Here is a 22,348-nt window from a genome sequence, read left to right as displayed (position 1 = left end):
CGCGCGACCGCCCCACGCCGAGAGACAGCTCGGAGACGCATGGTGACCACATCCGCGACCGGCGGTGCCCGGCCCGGCGACCCCGCCGGACCGCCGGACGGCCGCGCCCCCGGCCGCCGGACCGGCGGCGCCCCGCCCGAGGACGGCGCGCTCGTCCGCCGGCTCAAACTGCTGGCCGGCTGCCTGCTGCTCACCGGCGTCGCGCTGAGCCTGGACCCGCCGATGATCGTCGGCGACACCAAGATCGACCTGACGGTCAACCCGCTGGGCTTCCTCGACCGGGCGCTGTACCTGTGGGACCCCTCCTACTTCGGCCAGCTGCAGAACCAGGCCTACGGCTACTTCTTCCCCAACGGCCCCTTCCACGCCCTGCTCATCGCCCTCGACATGCCCGAGTGGCTGGTGCAGCGGGTGTGGATGGCGGTGCTGCTGTGCGCCGCGTTCCTCGGCACGGTGAAGCTGGCCGAAGCACTGGGCATCGGCACCCTGCACACCCGGATGCTGGCCGGAGCTGCATATGCGCTCGCCCCGCGGGTGCTGACGCTGATCTCCTACAACTCCGCCGAGCTGCAGCCGATGATGCTGCTGCCGCTGGTCCTGCTGCCGCTCGTGCACGGGGCGCGCGGCGGCACCGACCCGCGGCGGGCGGCGATGCTGTCCGGTCTGGCGTTCCTGTTCTGCGGCGGCACCAACGCCGCCTCCGAGCTGGCCGTCCTGGTGGTGCCGCTGATCTACCTGCTGACCCGGGCCGGCGGCCCGCGCAAGCGGCGCCTGCTCGGCTGGTGGTTCCTGGCGCTGTTCCTGGCGTCGTTCTGGTGGCTGGTGCCGCTGCTGATCATGGGCCGCTACGTGTGGTCCTTCATGCCCTACACCGAGGACGCGGCCACCACCACCGGCATCACCTCGCTGATCAACTCCCTGCGCGGCGCGTCCAACTGGATGGGCTACGTGCCCTCGGCCGGCCAGCCCGCGCTTCCGGCGGGCGCGGAGGTGTCGAGCGGCCCGCTGCTGGTCCTGGTCACCGCGGCCGTCGCCGGCCTCGGCCTGGCCGGGCTGATCAACCGGCGCACCCCCGAGCGGCCGTTCCTGATCGCGTCGGTGCTGGCCGGCACCGCGATCGTCACCGCGGGCTACACCGGCGCGCTCGGCGGGCCGTTCGGCGCCACCATGGAGTCGCTGCTCGACGGGCCGCTCAGCCCGTTCCGCAACATCCACAAGTTCGACGCGCTCATCCGGCTGCCGATCGTGCTCGGGCTGGCCCACCTGCCGGTGGCCGTCGGCTCCGACGCCGAGGGCCGCCGCCCCGGCCGGCTCGCGGCGCTGCTGCCCGGGCCGCGCGTGGCCTACCGGGCCACCTCCGCCGTGTGCGCCGTCGCGTTCCTCGCCACGCTCACCCCGGTGGCCACCGTCGGTATCGCCACCCGCGGCGGCTTCGAGCGCATCCCCGGCTACTGGTACGAGGCCGCGAACTGGCTCAACGAGTCGGCGGGCGACGGCATGACCATGGCCGTGCCCGGATCGGCGCGCGGCGAGTACGAGTGGGGCCGACCGATGGACGAGCCCCTTCAGCCGCTGATGGACGGGGCCTGGACCAACCACCAGATCATCCCCTGGGGCTCGGCCGGCGCCTCCCGCCTCAACCACGAGATCGACCAGCGCATCTCCTCCGGCCAGGGCTCGGCGGGACTGAGCGCGACGCTGTCCCGGATGGGCGTCACCCACCTGCTCGTCCGCAACGACCTGCAGCGCAGCGGCAACAACGGGGCCTGGCCGGCCCGCGTGCACCAGGCCCTGGCCGACTCGCCGGGGATCGAGCGCGCAGCGGAGTTCGGTCCCGGGCAGGGGGCCGACGGCGCCGCCTCGGCGGCAGGCGACTACGACCAGCCCTATCCGGCGCTGGAGGTGTATGAGGTGCGCGGCGCCGGCCCGCGCGTGGGGACCGTGCCCGAGGACGCCGCCCTGCGCGTCACCGGCGGCCCCGAAGCCCTGCTGCGCATGGCAGAGCAGGGGGCGCTCAGCGACGACCGGCCCGTGCTCCTCGGCGACGACCCCGGAGCCGCGGCCATCGCCGGCGAGGACACCGTCGCCACCGACACCGCACGGCGGCGCGAGATCGTCTACTCCGACGTGCGCAACAACGTCAGCGGCACGCTGACCGCCGAGGACGAGCTCGAACGCGACGCGCCCGCCCCCGACATCGCCGACCCCGCCTGGGACGGCTTCACCGCGGCGGCCCGGGACACCGGCATCGCCGGAGTGACCGCGTCCTCCAGCGAAGCCGGCGCCGACGCCTCGCCCGAAGTCCGCGACCCCGGCCGCACCCCCTACGCCGCGCTGGACTCCACGCCGGCCACCTCCTGGCGGTCCAGCGGCTTCACCGGTGCCGAGGGGGAGTGGCTGGAGATCGCCTTCGACGAGCCGCGCGAGGTCGGCACGTTCACCGCCGCCTTCGAGGAGCTGCCCGGCGAGCCGCCGCCCTCGGAGATCACCATCGGCACCGACGAGGGCACCGCCACCGCCGCCGTCTCCGACACCACCGAGCCGCAGGAGTTCACCGCGCCGGAGGGCGAGACCGAGCGGCTGCGGATCCGTGTCGACGACCTGGCCTACGAGCCGGAGTACCGGTTCGGCACCCGTGTCGGCATTACTTCCATCGACATCCCCGGCCTCGACATCGGCCGCACACTGGACGTACCGGTGCCGGACGGCGCGGGCTCGCTGCTGTTCACCGGCTCCACCGGGACCGTGCCCGGCTGCATGGAGGGCTCCCGCAGCTGGGTCTGCTCCCCGGAGCTGGAGGTGCAGGGCGAGGACGCCATGGGACTCGACCGCACGGTCGAGCTCGACGCGGCGGCCGCTGAAGGGCGCCGCACCGTGTCCGGCCAGGTCGTGCTGGCCGACCCCAGCGATGCCGAGAACGCGGCCAACCGCGCCGGCGGGTACCCGAAGGTGACCTCGTCCTCGACGTCGGTCCGGCACCCCGCGGCGATGGGCCGCAACGCCTTCGACTCCGACGACGGCACCGTCTGGTTCCCGGACCCCGACGAGGAGGAGCCCTCGCTCGAGGTCGACCTCGGCAAGCGCACCGAGATCGGCGGCATGCGCGTGGAGTTCCCCCGCCCCGGCGGCGTCACCAGCCCGATCCGGGTGACCGTGGACACCGGGTCGACGGTGCGCGAGGCGTGGATCGACGGCGACGGCTGGGTCGGCTTCGACCCGGTCACCACCGACGAGCTCACCCTCACCTTCGACCCGCCGGAGGGCCAGCCGCTGGAGGTCTCCCGGATCGCACTGCCCGACACCGAGCCGCTCGAAGAGGTGGAGGGCGGCAGCGCGGAGACCGCCTGCGGCCTGGGCCCGGTGCTGCGCGTCAACGGCGAGCGGGTCGACACCAGGATCAGCTCGGGCACGCTGGAAGACCAGGTCAACGGGCGCCCGGTCGGGTTCGAGGCGTGCGGCACGTTCGGTCTGGAACAGGGCGGCAACCGGATCCAGGTGGAGCCGGGCCGGCAGTACCTGGTCCGCTCGGCGCTGGTGGAGCGCGCTGACCAGCCCGCAGCCGAGGCCGGCGGGGGCGCCGGCGAGGTCGAGCGGGCCGCGGTCGCCGCCGTGAACGGGTGGGGCCGCAGCGAGCGCAGCGTCGACGTCGCCGTGGACGACGCCAGCCTGCTCGTCGTCGACGAGAACTACAACGAAGGCTGGCAGGCCACCCTCGACGGAGGCGGGGAGCTCGAACCGGTCCGCATCGACGGCTGGAAGCAGGCGTGGCGCCTGCCGGCCGGCTCGGCGGGCACGGTCACCCTCTCCTACACGCCGGATGCGCCCTACCACGCGGCGCTCGGCATCGGGGGAGTGCTGGCCGCGGTCCTGGCGTTCCTCGCCCTGCGCGCCCGCCCCCTGCTGCCGCGCCGCCGCGGTGCCGCCGCTGCACGGTTCCCCGAAGCGGTCCCCGGACGGCTCGGGCGGGCGCCGCTCCTCATCGCGGCCCCGCTGTACGGCCTGTGGGTGGCCGGGGCGGCCGGCGTGGCCGTTGCCGCGGCATCGACGGGTGCGCTGTGGTGGCTGAGCCGGCGGCCGTCGGCCAAGCTCCGGCACGCCAAGCCGGGCCGGCCGGCCCTCGGCGGCCGCGTGCTTCGCTGGGTCGCGGGGCCGTGGACCATCCTGGCGGCGCTCACGCTCGCCGGCGCCAGTACGGCGGCCGGCACCTACCTGGCGATGTCGATGCCGTTCCACGACGTCAGCGGGCTGCTCGCCGATCCGCTCCGCGGCGCGGTGCCGCAGCTATTGTGCGTGCCCGCGCTGGTCCGGCTGGTGCTCGCGCTCGGCGAGGCGCCCCGCACCTCCGGCGACGCCGGCGCCGACGCGGAGTACGCCGAAGGCGCGGAGCCTCCGGCGGATGCGGCCGGCTCCGGCGGGACCGGTGACGGCGGCCGCCCCGCGGACGGCGGATCCGGGCCCGAGCCGCCCGGCCCGGACGATCCGGACGGCGGTGGGCCGCCGGACCGAGCGCCGCGCGTCCCGGGCGGCGGCCGGTCGGAGGAGGTGACGGCGTGAAGACCATCCGCCGCAACGCGGTGCCGATCGCCGTCGCGCTCGGCGCCTTCCTCCTCACCTCGGCCGTGCTGCTGCGGTTCTACGTCTACGAGGGGATGGCCATGCTGCCCCCGGAGACCGACCTGCAGCTGCAGATGGCCGACGAGGACGCCGCCTACCTCGACACCTCGACCTGGACCTCGGTCCGCGGTGTGGAGGTGGAGCAGACGACGGAGATCAGCGGGCGGCCCGCCGCCGGCAACCCCGACTGGTCGACGTGGCAGATGACGACGGGCACCGTCAGCGGGTCCACCACGCTCGGACACCTGGACCGGCGGGTCATCGTCGACCGGACCACCGGCCGCGCGGTGAACTGCTGCGGCGAGCACGTGGGCGGCGACCGGGCCGTCCGCCAGGCTGGCCTCGTCCTGCACTGGCCGGCCGGCGCCTCCGGCGGCGACCACCCCTTCTACGACGCCGACACGCGCTCCGCACCGCCGATGCGGCTGGAGGGCAGCGACGAGGTGGCCGGGGTTCCCGTCCAGCGCTACGTGCAGAAGGTGGACGCCGCCCAGGTGCCCGGCTCCGCGCGCAAGGTGCCGGCGTCGGCGCTCGGACTGGAGCAGCGGGGCGCGGTGGCCGCAACCCGCTGGGTCGAGATCGAGCGGGTGCACTGGGTGGAGCCGGTCTCCGGCCGCCTGGTCGACGCGGCGGAGCACCGGGTGGAGACGCTGCGCGGCAGCAGCGGCGGGGAGCGCACCCTGCTCAGTGCGGACCTGGAACTGACCGAGGCCAGCGTCGCCGCCTACGCCGAGGCAGCGGCGACCCAGCGGACCCTGCTGACGGCAGTGCGCACCTGGATCCCCATGGGCGCGGGCGCCCTCGGCGGCCTCGTCCTCGCCGCCGCCCCGCTCCTCGCGCTGCGCCGCCCCGAAGACGACGGCGGGGACGGCGGGGACGGCGTGCTAGGGGAGGGCAGCGAAGACAGAGCAGACGGCGCAGACCGCGGCGACCAGGGAGCCGCGGGGGACCGCTCCGGCGCTCCCGCCGCCGGCGGCGGATCGGCGGCCGGCCCCGCCGAGCCGCGGCATGCCCTGCCCGGCCCGCCCGACCTGGATCGGCCGGAGCGGAGGAGCGGGGGAGCAGCGGAGCCTGGGGCGGCGACCGGACGGCACCTTCCGGACCGCCCCGCAGCGCGGGAGAGCGGCCCCGGCACCGGCCCGGCGGACAGCTCGGCAGACGGCTTGACCGAGCCGCCGGGCGGCCCCGCCGCCGCGAAGCGCCCGTCGCCCCGCCGCTGGCTGCGCCCGACCCGCTAGGGCGTGCCTTCAGTTCGGGTGGGGCCGCGCAGCCGGATCCGGACGCGGCGGCCCGCACTGCTCCGTCGAAGACCGCTGCCCGCTTGCCGCGGGCGGCGGCCTCCCGGGAGCCGCCGAGTGCTTCAGCGCCGTCCGATCCGTCCCATGCGGTGTCCCTGTCGCCGCCGCGCCGGCGGTGGGGGAGCGGGCGCGCAGGGTGGCGGAGCCGATGCTGGCGGCCAGCCCTTCGCCGGTGGCGGCCGTCGATCCTGGACCGGTCGCCGATGTGCTGCCAGGTGCCGCCGTCAGACCAGTGGCGACCTGGTCCGGCGCGAACTGCCCGTGCGCCAGAGCCGTATCCGCGGGCGCCTCGGGCCAACCTGCTGGCCGCCTTCCGGCCGACGGAGCGCTGCAGGGGCCGGATCGCAGTCGGCGGCTGCGGGTCCGCTCTGGGCTGGCCAGACCGGGTGCGCGGGGGAGCGGCCGACATCCCGGCCGAGGCGTGCCCGGGCTTGGCCCCGCAGCGAGCAGGACCGCCGAGCCGACCGGCGCACCGGCCCAGCAGGCGCTACGAGCCGGGAGAGAGGGAGTCCCGGTGCTGCAGCCCAGCGAGAGCCGCGAGGACCGGGGAAGAGCGGGGGGTGAGGGGCGAGAGCGGCCGCGACGACTGCGGCCGCAACCGCAGCGTCCCGCTTCCGTGCCGGCTCGGGACGGCAGAAGGAGCCGGGTGCTCCGCTGGGGAGCGGGTTGCCCGGACCGCCGGGGTGCGCCAGCCGCCCCGCCCGGATCAGCCCGTGCGGCGCAGGACGATCAGCAGGTTCCAGGTGATGAATTCACGCAGCAGCGGGATGTGCACGACGGGGCTGATCCACCCGGGGAGGTAGCGGGGGGTGATGTCGACGATCTCGACCTGGGAGCGCGTGCGGGCCCAGCGGATCATCTCGGCGGCCGAGACGGCGAACATGGTGCGGCCGAAGTCGTTCTTGGGGCGGCGGCCGTTGCGGCGGGCGAAGCGGTCGGCGGCGTAGGTCCCGCCGAAGAAGTGCCACGGCGACGTCTCGTGGCCGCCCCACGGCGACAGCCACAGCGTGTACGAGAGGTAGACCGTGCCGCCCGGCCGCGTCACCCGCACCATCTCGTCGGCCATCCGCCGCGGGTCGGGCACGTGCTCCAGCACGTTGGAGGAGAAGCACACGTCGACCGAGCCGTCCAGCAGCGGAAGGTCCAGCGCGCTGCCGAGCAGGGCCGTGTCCGGCAGGGCGCCGTCACGCAGCCGCAGCTCGCTGTCGTCGGCGTCCACGCAGACGCAGCGCGCGCCCGCGGCCCGCAGCTCGTCGGCGAAGTAGCCGGGCCCGCCGCCCACGTCGACCACCGAAGCGCCGTCGAGCCCGGCGTAGCGGCGCAGCTGGGCGACGGTGTCGCGGGCCAGCGTGCCGTAGAAGTGGTCCGGATCGGACTGCTCCTTGGTGAAGGCCGAGAACAGCCGCACCGAGCGGCCCGCGGTGGCGCGGAACGGGGGTGCGCCGGGCGAGTCGGCCCGCTCCGGCGCGCTCACCGGCCGGCCCGCCGGGTGCCGTCCGCGCCTGCCGTGGGAACCGCGACGCTGTGCCGCAGGTGCACCCAGTGGTCGCCGCCCCAGTACTCGTCGGAGGCGGCGATCCGCGGGGCGCCGGCGCCATCGGCAGCGCCGCCGGCGGACAGTGCGGCCGCGATGCGCCCGGCCGACCAGGTGTGCATCCGCATCGGCGCCGGGTAGCCGAGCAGCCGCCGCTGGGCGAACCGGATCAGCGGCCACGGGGCCCAGCGGAACACCAGGCCCTTCAGCGTCGCCCGCTCCCGGGCCGGCACGCCCAGCACCATCGCCCCGCCGGGCTTGACCACGCGGGCGAACTCGGCGAGGTAGCCGGCTGCCAGATCGGGCGGCAGGTGCTGGAGCACCAGATCGGTGTAGACGAGGTCGAACGCGGCGTCGCCGAACGCGGCCAGGTCAGGCGTCTCGTTCAGGTGGAAGGTGATCCGGCCCCCGCTCCGGTCGAGCCGGCGGGCCTCTGCCAGCATGGGCGCTGAGACGTCGACGCCGTCGACCCGGGAGAAGTGCCGCGCGAGCGCGTTGGAGAGCCGGCCGGCACCGCAGCCGAAGTCCAGGGCGCGGTCCCGGCCCGGGTGCAGGCCGAGCGCGCCGAGCCGGTCGAGCGCCGCATCGACCTCGGTGGCACCGGAGGCGAGGAATTCGTCGTCGTCCCAGCCGCCGTTGCGCTTGTCCGGGTCGACGCAGACCGCCCACAGCGGAGCCTCGGACCCCAGCCGGGTCCAATCGCGCCGCACTTCGGCGAGTCCGCCGGTCGACTGAATCGCGTTCTCACTCATGCCGGGCCACCGTCCGATATCACTGCTGCACCTGCGATGACCACCGCAGAGACATGTGAAACATGTTGTATTGTGTCACCCTCTCATGGGGCCGTGCCAACCGGGCGGCCGCGGCGTTCGGGAAGAGAGCGGCATGAGCGCATCCGAAGCGGGCGACGGAGACGCGGCGGCCGGCGGCCGGGACTCCGACGGCGGCGCCGCCGGATCCGGTCCGCAGCATCCAGGGGACTCCGCACCGCAGCCCGGTGGCGCGGACCCGGCCGACGCGCCGGGGGCGTCCGAGAAGGCCAGCGGCTCCAGCGCCGCCGACCCGGAACCCGGCGCGGCCGGTTCCGGCAGCGCGGGCGCCGAGGCCCCGTCCGGCGGTGCAGCCGACGGGGGAGAGCGGGCTGCGGCGGCGAAGAAGAACGGCTCCGATCCGAAGGCGGCGGCCGCGACCGCGGGGGCGCGCCGGCCGTCCGCTCGCACGCGGCAGCGGAGCGACGGCAGTCCGAAGAAGACCCGCGAAGACGCGAAGCCCGGCACTCCGGCTGCACGCCGGGGCAGCGCCGGAGGCGCGGGTGCCCCCGGGCGGCAGGCGCAGGGCTGGATCGCCGCTGCGATGCGCGACCCCGTCCTGGTCGCCGGCGTCCTCCTCATCGCCGCTGCGGTGCTGCTCAAGGGGTGGGTGCTCCGGTCCGCCTACTTCATCGAGGACGACTTCCTCTTCTTCGGCGACGCAGCCGCCTCCACGCTCGACGCCGACTACCTGGCCTCGCTGCACAAGGGCCACTTCATGCCCGGGGCGAAGCTCCTCGCCTTCGTGCAGAACGCCATCGCCCCCTACCACTGGGGCCTCACCGCCGGCGTCATGCTGCTCTTCCAGGCGGGTGCCATGGCCGGCCTGTTCCGGCTGCTGTGGGTCCTGTTCGGCCGCCGGTGGGCGATCCTGCCGCCGCTCGCCGTGTTCTGCTTCGCGCCGCTCACCATGCCCGTCCTGGCCTGGTGGTCGGCCGCGCTCAACGCCGTACCGTTCCAGCTCGCGATCGTGCTGGCGCTGCTGTGGACGGTCCAGTACCTGCGCACCGGCGAGCCCCGGTACGGCTGGATGACCGCCGGCGCCGTCGTGCTGGGCATGGCCTTCTCCGTCAAGGCGATGTTCCTGCCCCCGCTGCTGTTCGCGTTCGCCGCCGCGTTCGTGGTGCAGGGCCGGATGCCGCGCGTCTTCTGGCGGACCCTCGACCGCGACCTGCCGTTCTGGATCGGCATGGCCGCGCTCAGCGTCCTGCACGGCCTGGTCTACCTGTCCCTGCAGGACACCGCGGGCGGCGAGGGCGCGGGCCGGCCGGACGGCGACACCGCCTTCGGCATGGTGCGCCGCATGCTCGGCGAGACGTTCCCCGTCGGCGCCGTCGCCGGCCCGCCCGAATGGGGCCCGGTCACCCCGTCCGGCGGACTCCTCAACCCCGACGCCTGGCTGGTCGGCGTCGCCTGGGGCGTCCTCGTGGTCCTCGTCGCCGCGAGCATCCTGGTGCGCCGCCGCGCCTGGCGCGCGTGGGCGCTGCTCGCCGGCCACCTCATCGTCGTCGACGTGCTGCCGACGATCATCGCCCGCGGCCGCTACGAGGAGGCGGTCGGCTACGACCCGCGCTACGTTGCCGACGCGGCCCTGATCTTCGCCATCGTCCTCGCGTGCGCGTTCCTGCCCACGAAGGAGGAGCGGCGGGCCGACGCGTCCGTCCGCCGCCGCTCGGCCGGCCGGCGGACCGTCGCCGCCGGCTCAATGGCGGCAGCCCTCGCCGCGTCGCTGGTCGGCGGCTACTCCACCGCCGCGTTCGCCGACACGCTCTCCGGCGACCGGGTGCGCTGGTACGTCGACACCGTGCGCGCGTCGATGCAGGGGGTGCCGTCCGAGGCGGGGATCTACAGCCGCCCGGTGCCCGACGACATCGTGCTGCCCTGGAACGGGCCGCGCCGGCTCAGCTCGCACGTCCTCAGCCCGATGGCCCCGGCGGGCCTGGAGGAGCGGATCCGCTATCCGCAGCCCTCCGACACCGCGCTCGTCTTCAACGACTCCGGCTACCTGGTGCCCGCCCAGGCGGCGGAGGAGAGCGCGTTCTTCGGCCCGCCCGAGGACGAGGAGTGCATCGCCACCTTCGGCGGCGACACGAGGTGGGAGGTCAACTCCTTCGGCGGTGCCTCCATGGTGCTCGGCATCAACTACACCTCCGAGACCGACACCGAGGTGCACGCGGTGCTCGGCGACGCATGGGAGGCCACGGTCCTTCCTGCCGCGCCCGACGGAGGATCCTGGTACCTGCCGCTGGACGGCGCGGGCACCGAGCTGGCGCTGGCGACCAGCGAGGAGGAGCTCTGCATGACCTGGGTGACCTACGGCGAGCTGGTGCCCGCCGCCGAGGGCGACCCGTGGTCCGAAGACGAGGAAGACGCCGGCGGCGACGGCGGAGAAGAGGGCGGGGACGGGGAGAAGGAGTCCAGCGGGGGCGCAGAGGAGAGCGGCTGAGACTTACCGCCGGCGCCGCGCCCCGCGGGTGCCGCCGGGCGGGTCAGTCCTTGCCGGTCAGCGGTGCCTTCTCCGGCCGCGGCGCACCGGCCGGCCGGACCAGCCCGGCGAACCGCTGCAGGGGCTGCTCGACCCACCGGTAGGTGGCCGCCGCCAGCAGCACCGTCCCCGCGGTCACCGGGACCATGTCCAGCCAGAACGAACCGGTGAAGATCTCCTGGCCGGTGAACGCCCGCCACAGGTACAGCACCACGAACTGCCACAGGAAGATGCCGTAGGAGATCTTTCCGAGGTAGAGCGCGACCGGGTGGGCGAGCGCCGCCCGCAGCCAGTTGCCGCCACGCAGGCCGCGGCCGTCGTCCTCCGGCAGCGCGGGAAGCATCGCGACCGGCGCGATGAGGAAGAACGCGAACAGCATCGAGGTGACCGTGGAGAATCCGGAGATCCAGATGCCGTCGACGCCGACGAACCGCGGACCGGCCGCCGGGGTCGCGTTGAGCGCGTAGAGGATCGCCGCGAGCCCCCAGCACAGCGCCGTGTGCCGGCGCAGTGTGGCGCAGAACCGCTGCACCGGGCCGCCGTGCTCCTCCCGCCACGCCCACTCGGTGAGCACCGCCAGCGCCATGCCCACCGCGAACAGGCCGAGGCAGCGCGGCAGCCAGGCGTGCATGTAGGCGTTGGGCTCGGGATAGAACTGCGGCACGAACGCCAGCAGCCCCAGGACGCTCAGCACGCCGAGACCGCCGAGGAGGCGGCGCGCGCGGCGGTCCACGCTGACCTCCGCGGGGCCGGCGGTGCCGGCGCCCTCCCGCCCCGGGCCGGACCGCGCCCGCCGCGCCGTGCGGGTGGCGTGCCGTCCCAGGAACCACGCGAAGACGGGCAGCAGCGCGTAGAAGCTCACCTCCACGCAGAGGCTCCACATCTGGCCCAGACCGTACGGACCCGTACCGACCCACCACGGATCGGTGTTATAGGTGAAGGTGAGCGTCATCACCTCCAGCCACGCGGTGAAGGTGCCGGGGGTGTCGTCGTTCCAGATCAGCAGGGCGGCAGCGGCGACCAGCCAGTAGGCCGGGAGCACACGCAGCGCGCGCCGCCACAGGTAGACGCGGACCGGCGGGCCGGCGGTGCCGTCCAGGAACGCGCGCACCCACGGGCGGAAGAGCAGCAGCCCGGACAGGGCGAAGAACAGCGGGACCGCGAGTTCGGCCGCGGAGAGCAGGGCGCCGGGCACCCCCGGCGCGAGCGCGGCGCCCGTCTCCACGGCGACGTGGAAGACGAGGACCATCAGCGCGGCGAGGGCGCGGATGCCGTCGAGTGCGGGGAGGTGGCCGCGGACCTGGGGGAGGCCGCGGCGGTCGTCCGGCGCCGAAGAGGGGGGCGCTCCGTGCGGAGCGGTCATCGGGGCGACCGCAGACTAGAACCCGTTATAAACATTCGGACACGCCCTGGTGACGTTGGTCTCTACTGGGGAGTACTCTACCTCAGATTGAAGCAAGTTCCAGCGTGGTCTGGTTGTGTCCCATTGCCCGGGAGGGCTCATGCGCCGAACCGTTGCAGCCGTCTGCATCGCGTTGGGGGTGTTCTGTCTCGTTCTGGCCCCCCTGATGCGATTCTGGCTGGCCGGTGCCCTGATGAAAACCCCGATGGACTACTACAGCGAGCAGGTGAATCGGGGCGAGAACGTCACTTACTTCAGCATCGAAGAGCTGGAGCTCGTCGAGGACGCCACCGTCGAGGCGTACAGCACCGTGCGCGCCGACGTCGCGGCCAGTGACGACGACGTGGTCGTCTGGGACCAGTTCACCTGGATCGAGGACACCGAGCGCGACTTCGCGATCCAGTCCTCCAGCCGCCGCGCCGGCCACGACCGGGTGACCGGCGAGGCCGTCGACTGCTGCGACGCCGCGATCAACGAGGAGCCGACGCCGCAGAGCGGCCAGGCGTGGAAGTTCCCCTTCGACGTGGAGCAGAAGGACTACGAGTTCTTCGACACCACCGCCAAGGAGACCTACCCGATCGAGTTCGACGGCGAAGAGACGATCGACGGGGTGGAGACCTACAAGTTCGTCCAGGAAGTCGAGCCCACCAAGATCGGCGAGCGCGAACTGCCGCGCTCCCTGGTCGACATGGAGGGCGACGGCGACGTGGTGGCCGACGAGATGTACAGCGTCACCCGCACCTACTGGATCGAGCCGAACAGCGGCTCGCCGATCCAGCTGAGCGAGGACCAGCACCGCGGTGCCGAGGTCGACGGCGAGGAGGTCCTCGTGCTGTTCGACGGCGACCTGCGCTCCGACCAGGAGACGATCGACAACAACGTGGAGAACGCCCAGACGGCGCTCACCGCGCTGCCGCTGCTGCGCGTCACCGGCCCGCTGGTGCTCATCGGCGCCGGCGCCGTCCTCGCGGTCGGCGGCGGAGTCCTGTTCGCCACCGCGCGGCGGACCTGAGCCCGCCCGATGGGCACGGCTTCCGCCCCCGGCGCTGAAGAGGCGCCGGGGGCGCAGGTCCCGGCCCGGGAGCCCGGTACCCCCGGCTCCCGGGCCCGCGCGCTGCTGCGCGCCTGCCGCCCGAAGCAGTGGCTGAAGAACCTGCTGGTCTTCGCCGCCCCCGCGGCGGCCGGCGTGCTCGCCGACCCGGCCGCCCTGGCCTGGTCGGCGGCGGCGTTCGCGGCGTTCTGCGCGGCCGCGAGCGGTACCTACCTGCTCAACGACGTGCGCGACGCCGAAGCCGACCGGGCGCACGAGCGCAAGCGGCACCGGCCGGTCGCCTCCGGCGCCCTGCCGCGCGGTACCGCGCTCGCCGCGGGCTCGGTCCTGGTGGCCGGCTCCGTGCTGGCCCTGGTCCCGACCGGGCACTGGACGCTGATCGCGGTGCTGGCGGCGTACCTGGCGCTCACCGGCGCGTACACGCTCTACCTCAAGCAGGTCATCATCTGCGACATCGTCGCCGTCGCCGGCTGCCATGTGCTGCGCGCGCTGGCCGGCGGAATCGCCGTCGGCGTCCCGTTCACCGCCTGGTTCCTGGTGGTGGTCTCGCTCGGCGCGCTGCTGGTGGTCGCCGGCAAGCGCGAGGCCGAGCTGCGCAACCCGGAGGCGGGCGGCGGGCGCACCGCGCTGCGCGGCTACACCGTCGGCTACCTGGTCCAGGTGCGCACCATGGTGTCGGCGGCCATGATCGTCACCTTCTGCCTGTGGGCGCTGGAAGGCGCCGACCACGGCGCCGCCTCCCCGTTCCACGCGGCGAGTATCGTGCCGTTCATCGTCTTCGTGCTCCGCTACCACCTGCTGGTCGACCGCGGCGGCGGCGAGGAGCCCGAGGAGATCGCACTGCGCGACCGCCCGCTCCAGCTCTGCCTGCTGGCGGTCGGCGCGCTCATCGGGCTCGGCGCCCACTTCGCCTGAGCCGCCGGCCGCTGCTGCACCGCAGCCGCCGCCCGCGCGCCGCTGGCGCGCACCACCGATGACAGAGAGGGGTGGGGACGGTGCCGGAACGGCGCCTGCTCACCGGCTGGGGGCGCACCGCGCCGACCGCTGCGACGGTCGTCCGTCCGCGCACCGCCGAGGAGGCCGCCGCCGCGCTCGCGGAGGCGGCGGCGGGCCGCGGCGCGGTCGCCCGCGGCCTCGGCCGGTCCTACGGCGACGCCGCGCAGAACGCCGGCGGCCTCGTCCTCGACACCGCCGCACTCGCGCCCGGCTTCCGGCTCGCCCCCGGTTCCGGGACCGTCACCGCCTCCGCCGGGATGACGCTCGGCGCGCTGATGGAGGCGCTGCTGCCGCACGGGTTCTTCCTACCGGTCAGCCCCGGTACCCGGCAGGTCACGGTGGGCGGCGCGATCGGCGCCGACGTGCACGGCAAGAACCACCACGCCGACTCCTCATTCGGGGCGCACGTCCGCTCGCTCACGCTGGCCGCGCCGGACGGCGTGCACCGTATCGGGCCCGCAGGCCCGGACGCCGAGCTCTTCTGGGCCACCGTCGGCGGGATGGGCCTGACCGGCATCGTGACCGAGGCCGAGTTCGCGCTGCGCCCGGTGGAGACGTCGTCGATGCGCGTCGACACCGACCGGCTGCCGGACCTCGACGCCGCGCTCGCCGCGATGGAGGCCACCGACGCCGACTACCCGTACAGCGTCTGCTGGATCGACCTGCTCGCCACCGGCCGGTCGCTGGGCCGCGGTGTGCTCACCCGCGCCCACCACGCCGGCCTCGGCGAGCTGCCCGCCCGGCGCCGCCGCGATCCGCTGCGCTTCGCCGACCGCACCCTGCTCGCCGCGCCGCCCGCGGTGCCCCCCGGCCTGCTCAACACGCTCACCGTGCGCGCCTTCAACGCCGCCTACCACGCCAAGGCGCCCCGCGCCGAGCGCGGCCGGATCACCCCCATCGGCTCCTTCTTCCACCCGCTGGACGCCGTCCGCGGCTGGAACCGGCTGTACGGGCCGGCCGGCCTGGTCCAGTACCAGTTCGCCGTGCCCTTCGGCGCGGAGGGGACGGGCGTGCTGCGCGGCATCGTGGAGCAGCTGGCGCGGACTGGAGCGCCGTCGTTCCTGGCGGTGCTCAAGCGCTTCGGTGCGGGCACGCCGGCCCCGCTGTCGTTCCCGCGGCCCGGCTGGACGCTCGCCCTGGACCTGCCCGCCGACCTGCCCGGCCTCGGCCGGCTGCTGGACGGCTTCGACGACCGGGTGCTCGCCGCAGGCGGCGCCCTCTACCTGGCCAAAGACTCCCGCGCCGCGCCCGCTGCGGTGCACGCGATGTACCCCGGGCTGAACCGGTGGCGCGCCGTGCGCGACCGCGTCGATCCCGACCGGGTGCTCACCTCCGACCTGGCGCGGCGGCTGGAACTATGACCATCGCGGCGGGCGGGGCAGCGCGGTGCGGCGCCGTGCAGCACGGCACTGTGCTCCCGGGCCCGCCGGGACCGACCGGGACGGCCGCGCAGGGCGGCCGCATGGAGGGAGACGGATGCGCGACGCAGTCGGCGGCGTAGGCACGGTGCTCGTGCTGGGCGGCAGGAGCGAGATCGGGGTGACCGTCGCCGAGCGCCTGGTACTCGGCGGCGCTCGCCGGGTGGTGCTGGCCGCCCGCGGTGCGGAGGCGGACTCCGGAGGCGCCGGCTCCGGAGTGGCGGCGCAGGCGGAGCGGCTGCGCGGGGCCGGCGCGGACGAGGTCCACCCGCTGGACTTCGACGCCGCAGACACCGCCGCCCATCCGGCCGTGGTGGAGCGCGCAACGGCCCTCCTGGGCGACCTCGACGTCGTCATCGACGCGTTCGGCGTGCTCGGCGACCAGGCCGCGCTGGAAGCCGATCCGGCCGCCGCGGCGGACGCCGCCGCGGCCACCTTCACCGGGCACGTCTCGGCCGATCTGGCGGTCGCCGCGCGGCTGCGCGAACAGGGGCACGGCACACTCGTCGTGCTCTCCTCGGTGGCGGGGGTCCGCGTGCGCCGCGCGAACTTCGTCTACGGCGCCGCGAAGGCGGGCCTGGACGGCCTGGCGCAGGGCCTCGCCGACGCGCTGCACGGCAGCGGCGCGCGGGTGATGGTGGTGCGCCCGGGATACGTTCCGACCCAGATGTCGGCGGACGTGCCCGCGGCGCCGTTCCCCGCGACCGCCCGGCAGGTCGCCACGGCGGTCGCCCGCGGCCTGCGCACCGGGGCGGGCACGGTGTGGGTGCCGGGGGTGCTGCGCTACGTGTTCACGGCGATGCGGTTCGTTCCCCGCCCGATCTGGCGCCGCATGCCCCGCTGACCGCGGGCGGACGCAGGGGAGAGCCCGTGCTGCGGCGCCCCGCCGGGGCGCCGCAGCACAGGAGCAGCGGCTGCCGGCGGAGCAGGACCCTGCCGCTGAGGTGTGTATGGCGAGTGGCGTTCACCGCGAGCGGTGCCCGGGTGCACCCGTTGCACGGTCGAGGAGTCGGTGCGGGCAAGGGCTCCGCGCGGCAGGACGGTTGTCCACCCGGCACGCCCACCCGACACGTCTATACCTGGTCGGCCGGCTCCGGGCTGCTCGCGGGGCCGCCCTGCGGGGGCAGCGCCTGGCCGGGCGCCGGGACGCGGTCGCGGCTGCCGGACACGTCGACCGTCGTCAGGTCGTGCGGAACCGGGCACGCCTGCGGGAAGGTGCCGATCCGGCTCGGCTCGAACCCGTCCGGGTAGCTCTTGATGTTGGGGTTGTCGGCCTCGGTACGCGGCTCGACCCGCGGCGGCATCAGCCGCACCACCCGGGCGCGGGACTTGAGCGCGAACTTCGCCGCGCCCTTCCAGAACCCCGACGCCGGCGTGTAGCGGAACGCCTCGGCGAGGTGGTCGTCCATCAGGGCCATCGTGAACTTGCGCATCAGCGGCCGCTGCCAGTTCGGCGAGAACGACAGCATGAGCTCCAGGGTGGCGTCGGAGACGTCCCGGCCGCCCTGGGTGAAGTCGAAGTGCTCGGCCTCGTAGTCCTCGAAGTACTTCAGGAACGCCTCGTAGGTCTCCGGGATCTCCTTGATGCCCATGTGCCGGCCGAGGGACCGGTAGTAGTTGGTGTTGGCGCGCACCTCGTGGGCGCTGAGCCGCCGCCACCCGAAGCCCCAGTCGTTCAGCCAGCGCACCGGCATCACGACGAACGTGCTCAGCACGTAGAGGTAGTCCTCGTTGCTGATGTCGTAGCTGCGGTGCATCTGGTTCATGCGGCGCAGGGCGTCCCGGCCGCGGCCCGGCTCGAACCCGTGCTCCATCATCGCGCCGAGGATGAGGGCGGTGTCGTCGTAGCGGTGCTGCGTCCGGTCGGTGAACTCCTCGGTGTCGCCGAGCAGGCCCCCGACGCTCGGCACCGCGTAGGTGCGGTACAGCGCCAGGCCCAGCGCCTGGCCCATGTCCCAGGGGAATTCGTGTGCGGTGAGGATGAACGTGATGCGCCGGGCGTCGGCCTCGGCGTCGAGACGGTGCGTCTCCTCGTACCAGTCGAACCGCTTCATGGCCCTCTCCGGATCGGCGGTCGTGGGGATCGGCGCGGGGGATGCGCGCACGGATACCGGCGGGGGTTTACCGGTCGGTAGTGACGATACCCCTCGGCGGGATCGGCGAGAACGCCGGCGCGGCAGGCGATCCAGCGCCGTCCGGTGTCCGGGGCCGGGGTGTCGAGAGGTGCCCGGCGGCCGGCTACCGGGTCGGGGCCGCCACCCGGTCGGCCACCTGGCGCACCAGTGCCAGCAGCACCTCCTTGCTCGACTCGCGGCGGCGCGCGTCGCCGAGCATCACCGGCACGTCGTCCGGGATGCTCAGAGCCGAGCGCACCTCGTCGGCGCTGTAGGAGTGGGCGCCGTCGAAGCAGTTCACCGCCACCACGAAGGGCAGTCCGCGCCGCTCGAAGAAGTCCACCGACGGGAAGCAGGTCTCCAGCCGGCGGGTGTCGGCGATGACCACCGCGCCCAGCGCGCCCAGCGCCAGCTCCTCCCACATGAACCAGAATCGCTGCTGGCCGGGCGTGCCGAACAGGTAGAGCACGAGGTCGTCGCTGATGGTGATGCGGCCGAAGTCGAGCGCCACCGTCGTGGTGTCCTTCGCCTCGACACCGGACAGGTCGTCCACGCCCAGGCTCGCCTCGGTCATCAGCTCCTCGGTGCGCAGCGGCGCGACCTCGCTGATGGAGCCCACCAGGGTGGTCTTGCCCGCGCCGAAGCCGCCGGCGACAAGGATCTTGATCGCGGCCGGGATGTGCTCCGCCGCGGGGTCAGAGTCGTTGGATGCCATCGAGTACCGCCTGCAGTACGTCCCGGTTGACCGGGCTCTCGGACGTGTAGGGAGCGCGGGCCAGGACGTAGCCCCGGCCGATGAGGTCGCCGAGCAGCACCTTCACCACGGCGACGGGCATGTCGAGGCGCGACGCCACCTCGGCGACCGACTGGGCGCGGCGGCACAGTTCCAGGATGCGGACCTGCTCCGGCTCAAGGGCCATCTCGTCGACATCGGCGCGGGCCGCGATGACCACGCTGACCAGGTCGAGCCGGACGGTGTCGCCGCGGTCGCGGCCCTGCGTGAGGATGTAGGGGCGGACGACCGAGCCGCCGTCGTCGTCGGCGTCGAGCCCGCCGCTGCCGGGTTCGGACATGGAACTCCCCCTATCCGGGCTGGTCGGAGGCTGACTCGGCAGCCCTCGGCGCGGCGTCCAGGGACCGCCCCACCTGCTCGACCAGGACATTCATCTCGTAGGCGATCAGGCCGACATCGGAGCTCTCCTCGGCCACCACGGCAAGGCAGGCGCCCGATCCGGCGCCGGTGACGAAGAGGTAGGCGCGCTCCATCTCGACCACGGTCTGCAGCACCCGCCCGCCGTCGAACTGCTTGCCGGTGCCGCGGGCCAGGCTCTGGAAGGCCGAGGCGATCGCGGAGAGCTGCTCGGCGTCGTCCTTCTCCAGTTCCGAGGAGTTGCCCAGGAGCAGGCCGTCCGCGGACAGGACGATGGCGTAGCGGGCTCCCACGGCTCTCTCGACGAGGCCGTCGAGGAGCCAGTTCAAGTCCTTCGCAGCGTTGTTCGTCACGATCAGGAGTCCTTCTCCGTGTCCTCGGTTTCGGTCTGCTTCGTGCGGCCGGCCGCACGGCCCCGCTGCGTCCCCTGCTGGAAGGCCGCCATGTTGCGGCGGAGCCGCTCCGACCGCTCGGCGTCGCCGGCGGGCGGCGCCGAGGCCCGCTCGTCCTCGACGGGGTCGGCCGCGAGCTGCGGCGCAAGGGACGTCTGCGGCGTGCGCTTGGGCAGGTCGGGCCGACCGCCGTCTGCTGCGCCGTCGGCGCCGTCGGGTTCGGGCGCCGCGGCCAACCGGGACTTCGGGCTGAAGAGCCCGCCGCCCTTGGTGTCGTCGCTGCTCCCGGTGGAGCCGGCCGTGCCCTCGGCCCCCGCCTGCCCGGTGCGCCGGGGGCCGCGCCGCGGCAGCGCGGGGCGCTCGCCGCCGGCCTCCGCCGGCCCGGGCACGGCGGAGCCGTTCGCACCCGCGCCGTCCGCGGCGGCGCCGGAGCCGCTGTCCCCGGTGCCGCCGTCGGTGTCGGCGGTGCCGTCGGCGGCACCGACGCCCGCAGCGCTGCTGCCGCCCGTGCTGCCGGAGCCGGAGCCGTCGGTGCCGCCGGTGCTGTCAGCGCCGACGGAGCCGTCGCCGCTGCCGGTGTCGGTGCTGCCTGCGCCGCCCGTGGGCGCACCGCTGTCGGAGGGCGACGCGGGCAGTGCGAACGCGCCGGTCTGGCGGACGCGGCCCGGGCCCGAGCCGAGCAGGTCGCCGCCGGACTCCTCGGCGGAGGTGACCGCCGGGGCGGGGGGCGCCGGCTGCGGCGCGTCGGCGATCACCGAGGGCGGGAGCAGCACGATCGCCTGGACGCCGCCGTAGGGCGAGGAGCGCAGCCACACCTTGATGTCGTGCCGGCGGGCCAGCCGCGACACCACGAACAGGCCGAGGCGCATCTTCTCGTTGAGCCGCATGACGTCGAACTCGGGCGGGTCGGCCAGCAGCTGGTTGGCCGCCTCGAACTCGTCGTCCTGCATGCCCAGGCCGCGGTCCTCGATCTCGATCGTGACCCCGTTGGGCACCTGCTCGCCGGAGAGCAGCACCCGGGTGTGCGGCGGTGAGAACGTCGTCGCGTTGTCCACCAGCTCGGCGACCAGGTGGATGACGTCGGCCACCGCCGGCCCGCGCAGCGAGACGCGGGCGATGTGGTTGCGCTGCACGCGCGTGTAGTCGCCGGACTCCGAGATCGCGCCGCGCAGCACGTCCACCAGCGGCAGCGGCTTGTGCCAGCTCCGGCCCGGGTTCTCCCCGCCGAGGATCAGCAGGTTCTCGGCGTTGCGGCGGGACCGGGTGGCGAGGTGGTCGAGCTTGAACAGCTCGGTGAGCTGCGCCGGATCCTCCTGGTCGCGCTCCATCTGGTCGAGCAGCCGCAGCTGGCGGTGGATGAGCGTCTGGCTGCGGTGCGCGATGTTCAGGAAGACGCGGTTGATGCCGCCGCGCAGCTCGGCCTGGCGGACCGCGGCGTCCACCGCGGTGTGCTGGGCGGTGTCGAAGGCGTGCGCGACCTCGCCGATCTCGTCCGGCTCCTGGTTGGCCTCCAGGTCGGAGCGGGCGAATTCGGCGTTGACGTCGACCGTCTCGTTGCGCTGCAGCCGCTCCATGATGGCGGGCAGCCGGGTCTCGGTGCGCTCCACGGCGTCGTCGCGCAGCCGGTGCAGGCGCCGGACGAGCCGCAGCGCCGACCGGTTGGCCGCGACGAACGCGACCACCGAGAGGCCGGCGACCAGCGCGCTGCCCGCGACCGCGAAGCCGACCGACCGCCAGGCGGCGTCCGCCTGCAGATCACCGGCGTGGGCGGCCTCGTCGGCGCCGAGCTGGGTGAGGGTCTCGAAGACCGGGCCGAACGCGGCGTCCCACTCGCTCTTCTCCATCGGCATCGGGAAGCGCTCGATGGTCTCGCCGGTGACCGGGTCGGTCTCGGTGACCGGGTGCCGCTCCACGATCTGGTGGACCTGCCCGTGCAGGTCGTCCCAGGCCTGGCTCTCGGTGAGCTCAGCGTAGGCGGCCCGCTGATCCGGCCCGAGGAACGGCGCCAGGTTCTCCATCCGCGACTCGAACGAGCTGAACGACGCGATGAACGCGTGCAGGTCCGGATGGCTGAGCTCGTCCTCGGTGAAGGAGCGGACCAGCTGGGCGTCGGCCATGCCGAGCTCGTCGACGGCGCGGAAGGCCGAGGTCGCGGTCAGGCCGGAGCCCATCGCGGCAGTGGCGTTGCCGTTGCGCGCCAGGTCGTCGAAGAGGTCGGCGGCGGCGCCGGTGACGCCGCCGTAGAAGTCGAAGACGTCGTCCCGGCTGGCGTTGCCGGCCTTGACGTCGGCCCGCATCGCCTCGATTCCGGAGTAGCGCTCCTGCAGCGTGGTGACCCGGTCCGCGGTCGCCTCCGGCAGGATCGGCTTCAGCTCGTCGTAGGAGTCGATCACGTCGCCCATCTGCTCGTCCGACGCTGCCTGGGCGTCGCTGAGCGCGGCGGCGTTCTCGCCGGGCCCCTCGAGGTAGGAGATGGTGACGCTGCGCTCCTCCATGACCGTGGCGAGGCCGATGGCCGAAGGCGTCAGGTACTTCTCATTGCCGTCGGCGAGGGCCACGTCGATGAACGCGTTGTAGGACAGCACGCCGCTCACCACGAGCCAGACGGCGATCAGTGCGCCGGTCGGTGCGAGGACGATCCGGCGGAGTCGCGCGCGGATGGTCGGCGTCCGTCGTTGCTTCGCTTCCTGCACTGCTCTCCTAGGGGACCGAGTCTGTGCACGCCGGTGGGCACTGCGGCGGTAAGGCCGGCTGCTGCTGTCGTCGGGGACAGGCCGGTGCGGCCCGCGCGGAACGGACGCCGCTCGGGCCGGGCGCCGAGATCCGTATGCCGATTGCGGCACGGTGGGCTGCGGGCGACGGAACGCGGGGGAATCGGCCCAGGGATCGTATCTTGGCTTGGAACGGGCGGAATCCCCGGGTGGGCGGGGTTGTCGGCCTCGTGGGGGCGTTGGGCGGGGGATGGGCTTTCGTCCTGAACAGGACTTCCGCGGTCACCGAGTGCGAAATGCCGGTTCTCCTGCGCGGTGAGAGCACCCGGGGAGCCGGGAAGAATTATCAAAAAGTTACGGATTGGTCGCGGCCG

The 22,348-nt window shown here is 74.2% G+C and carries 15 protein-coding genes; 7 read left to right on the top strand and 8 right to left on the bottom strand.

All coding sequences use genetic code 11. The annotated features are described in order from the left end of the window. The first annotated feature begins 39 nt into the window (after window positions 1-39). Window positions 40-4,554, top strand: a complete 4,515-nt coding sequence (locus ACYVGT_RS08110; protein ID WP_460855825.1) for an alpha-(1->3)-arabinofuranosyltransferase — start codon at window positions 40-42, stop codon at window positions 4,552-4,554. Further along, window positions 4,551-5,852, top strand: coding sequence for a PorA family protein (locus tag ACYVGT_RS08105; RefSeq protein WP_460855824.1), 1,302 nt, complete (start codon window positions 4,551-4,553; stop codon window positions 5,850-5,852). Before ACYVGT_RS08110 ends, ACYVGT_RS08105 begins: the two co-directional genes overlap by 4 nt. Before the next feature lie 766 nt (window positions 5,853-6,618). Here the strand turns inward: ACYVGT_RS08105 and ACYVGT_RS08100 are convergent. Next, complete coding sequence (locus ACYVGT_RS08100) at window positions 6,619-7,386, bottom strand: class I SAM-dependent methyltransferase (RefSeq protein ID WP_460855823.1); 768 nt, start codon at window positions 7,384-7,386, stop codon at window positions 6,619-6,621. After that, window positions 7,383-8,198, bottom strand: a complete 816-nt coding sequence (locus ACYVGT_RS08095; protein WP_460855822.1) for a class I SAM-dependent methyltransferase — start codon at window positions 8,196-8,198, stop codon at window positions 7,383-7,385. Before ACYVGT_RS08095 ends, ACYVGT_RS08100 begins: the two co-directional genes overlap by 4 nt. 133 nt (window positions 8,199-8,331) lie before the next feature. Here ACYVGT_RS08095 and ACYVGT_RS08090 point away from each other — a divergent pair, with 133 nt between their 5' ends. Beyond that, window positions 8,332-10,701: a hypothetical protein gene (locus ACYVGT_RS08090; protein WP_460855821.1), complete on the top strand. Its 2,370-nt coding sequence runs from the start codon at window positions 8,332-8,334 to the stop codon at window positions 10,699-10,701. Between the two features lie 43 nt (window positions 10,702-10,744). On the opposite strand, the gene ACYVGT_RS08085 is transcribed toward ACYVGT_RS08090, so the two are convergent. Continuing rightward, window positions 10,745-12,103: an acyltransferase family protein gene (locus ACYVGT_RS08085; RefSeq protein ID WP_460855820.1), complete on the bottom strand. Its 1,359-nt coding sequence runs from the start codon at window positions 12,101-12,103 to the stop codon at window positions 10,745-10,747. 139 nt (window positions 12,104-12,242) lie between these two features. On the opposite strand from ACYVGT_RS08085, the gene ACYVGT_RS08080 reads away from it, so the two are divergent. The 4 genes from ACYVGT_RS08080 (at window position 12,243) to ACYVGT_RS08065 (ending at window position 16,451) form a co-directional block, all read left to right on the top strand. After that, window positions 12,243-13,154, top strand: coding sequence for a PorA family protein (locus ACYVGT_RS08080; RefSeq protein WP_460855819.1), 912 nt, complete (start codon window positions 12,243-12,245; stop codon window positions 13,152-13,154). 9 nt (window positions 13,155-13,163) lie between these two features. After that, a complete protein-coding gene (locus tag ACYVGT_RS08075; RefSeq protein WP_460855818.1) occupies window positions 13,164-14,108 on the top strand; it encodes a decaprenyl-phosphate phosphoribosyltransferase in 945 nt (314 codons plus the stop codon). 80 nt (window positions 14,109-14,188) lie between these two features. Next, window positions 14,189-15,550 (top strand): FAD-binding protein, encoded by a 1,362-nt coding sequence (locus tag ACYVGT_RS08070; protein WP_460855817.1) that lies wholly within the window; start codon window positions 14,189-14,191, stop codon window positions 15,548-15,550. A 115-nt stretch (window positions 15,551-15,665) separates the two neighbouring features. After that, entirely contained in the window at window positions 15,666-16,451 is a 786-nt protein-coding gene (locus tag ACYVGT_RS08065; RefSeq protein WP_460855816.1) for a decaprenylphospho-beta-D-erythro-pentofuranosid-2-ulose 2-reductase, read from the top strand. A gap of 229 nt (window positions 16,452-16,680) precedes the next feature. On the opposite strand, the gene ACYVGT_RS08060 is transcribed toward ACYVGT_RS08065, so the two are convergent. From ACYVGT_RS08060 to ACYVGT_RS08040, 5 genes are all read right to left on the bottom strand, one after another. Continuing rightward, window positions 16,681-17,661: an oxygenase MpaB family protein gene (locus tag ACYVGT_RS08060; protein WP_460855815.1), complete on the bottom strand. Its 981-nt coding sequence runs from the start codon at window positions 17,659-17,661 to the stop codon at window positions 16,681-16,683. Between the two features lie 184 nt (window positions 17,662-17,845). Then, complete coding sequence (locus tag ACYVGT_RS08055; protein WP_460855814.1) at window positions 17,846-18,436, bottom strand: GTP-binding protein; 591 nt, start codon at window positions 18,434-18,436, stop codon at window positions 17,846-17,848. Next, window positions 18,417-18,794 (bottom strand): DUF742 domain-containing protein, encoded by a 378-nt coding sequence (locus ACYVGT_RS08050; protein ID WP_460855813.1) that lies wholly within the window; start codon window positions 18,792-18,794, stop codon window positions 18,417-18,419. The genes ACYVGT_RS08055 and ACYVGT_RS08050 overlap by 20 nt, the downstream gene beginning before the upstream one ends. A gap of 10 nt (window positions 18,795-18,804) precedes the next feature. Further along, on the bottom strand, window positions 18,805-19,224 hold the full coding sequence (locus tag ACYVGT_RS08045) for a roadblock/LC7 domain-containing protein (RefSeq protein WP_460855812.1): 420 nt from the start codon (window positions 19,222-19,224) through the stop codon (window positions 18,805-18,807). Window positions 19,225-19,226: 2 nt separating this feature from the next. Next, a complete protein-coding gene (locus tag ACYVGT_RS08040; RefSeq protein ID WP_460855811.1) occupies window positions 19,227-21,956 on the bottom strand; it encodes a sensor histidine kinase in 2,730 nt (909 codons plus the stop codon). Between the last annotated feature and the right edge of the window lie 392 nt (window positions 21,957-22,348).

It is taken from the genome of Nocardiopsis coralliicola (assembly GCF_054779695.1).
Note: the sequence above shows the minus strand (reverse complement) of the source record. Positions and strands in the feature narration are given on the sequence as shown.

Excerpts from the sequence above, each read along its gene's own strand:
- ACYVGT_RS08075 (WP_460855818.1), top strand. The coding sequence starts at position 13,164 with ATGGGCACGGCTTCCGCCCCCGGCGCTGAAGAGGCGCCGGGGGCGCAG.
- ACYVGT_RS08065 (WP_460855816.1), top strand. The coding sequence starts at position 15,666 with ATGCGCGACGCAGTCGGCGGCGTAGGCACGGTGCTCGTGCTGGGCGGC.
- ACYVGT_RS08080 (WP_460855819.1), top strand. The coding sequence starts at position 12,243 with ATGCGCCGAACCGTTGCAGCCGTCTGCATCGCGTTGGGGGTGTTCTGT.
- ACYVGT_RS08060 (WP_460855815.1), bottom strand. The coding sequence starts at position 17,661 with ATGAAGCGGTTCGACTGGTACGAGGAGACGCACCGTCTCGACGCCGAG.
- ACYVGT_RS08095 (WP_460855822.1), bottom strand. The coding sequence starts at position 8,198 with ATGAGTGAGAACGCGATTCAGTCGACCGGCGGACTCGCCGAAGTGCGG.
- ACYVGT_RS08085 (WP_460855820.1), bottom strand. The coding sequence starts at position 12,103 with ATGACCGCTCCGCACGGAGCGCCCCCCTCTTCGGCGCCGGACGACCGC.
- ACYVGT_RS08090 (WP_460855821.1), top strand. The coding sequence starts at position 8,332 with ATGAGCGCATCCGAAGCGGGCGACGGAGACGCGGCGGCCGGCGGCCGG.
- ACYVGT_RS08050 (WP_460855813.1), bottom strand. The coding sequence starts at position 18,794 with ATGTCCGAACCCGGCAGCGGCGGGCTCGACGCCGACGACGACGGCGGC.
- ACYVGT_RS08055 (WP_460855814.1), bottom strand. The coding sequence starts at position 18,436 with ATGGCATCCAACGACTCTGACCCCGCGGCGGAGCACATCCCGGCCGCG.
- ACYVGT_RS08110 (WP_460855825.1), top strand. The coding sequence starts at position 40 with ATGGTGACCACATCCGCGACCGGCGGTGCCCGGCCCGGCGACCCCGCC.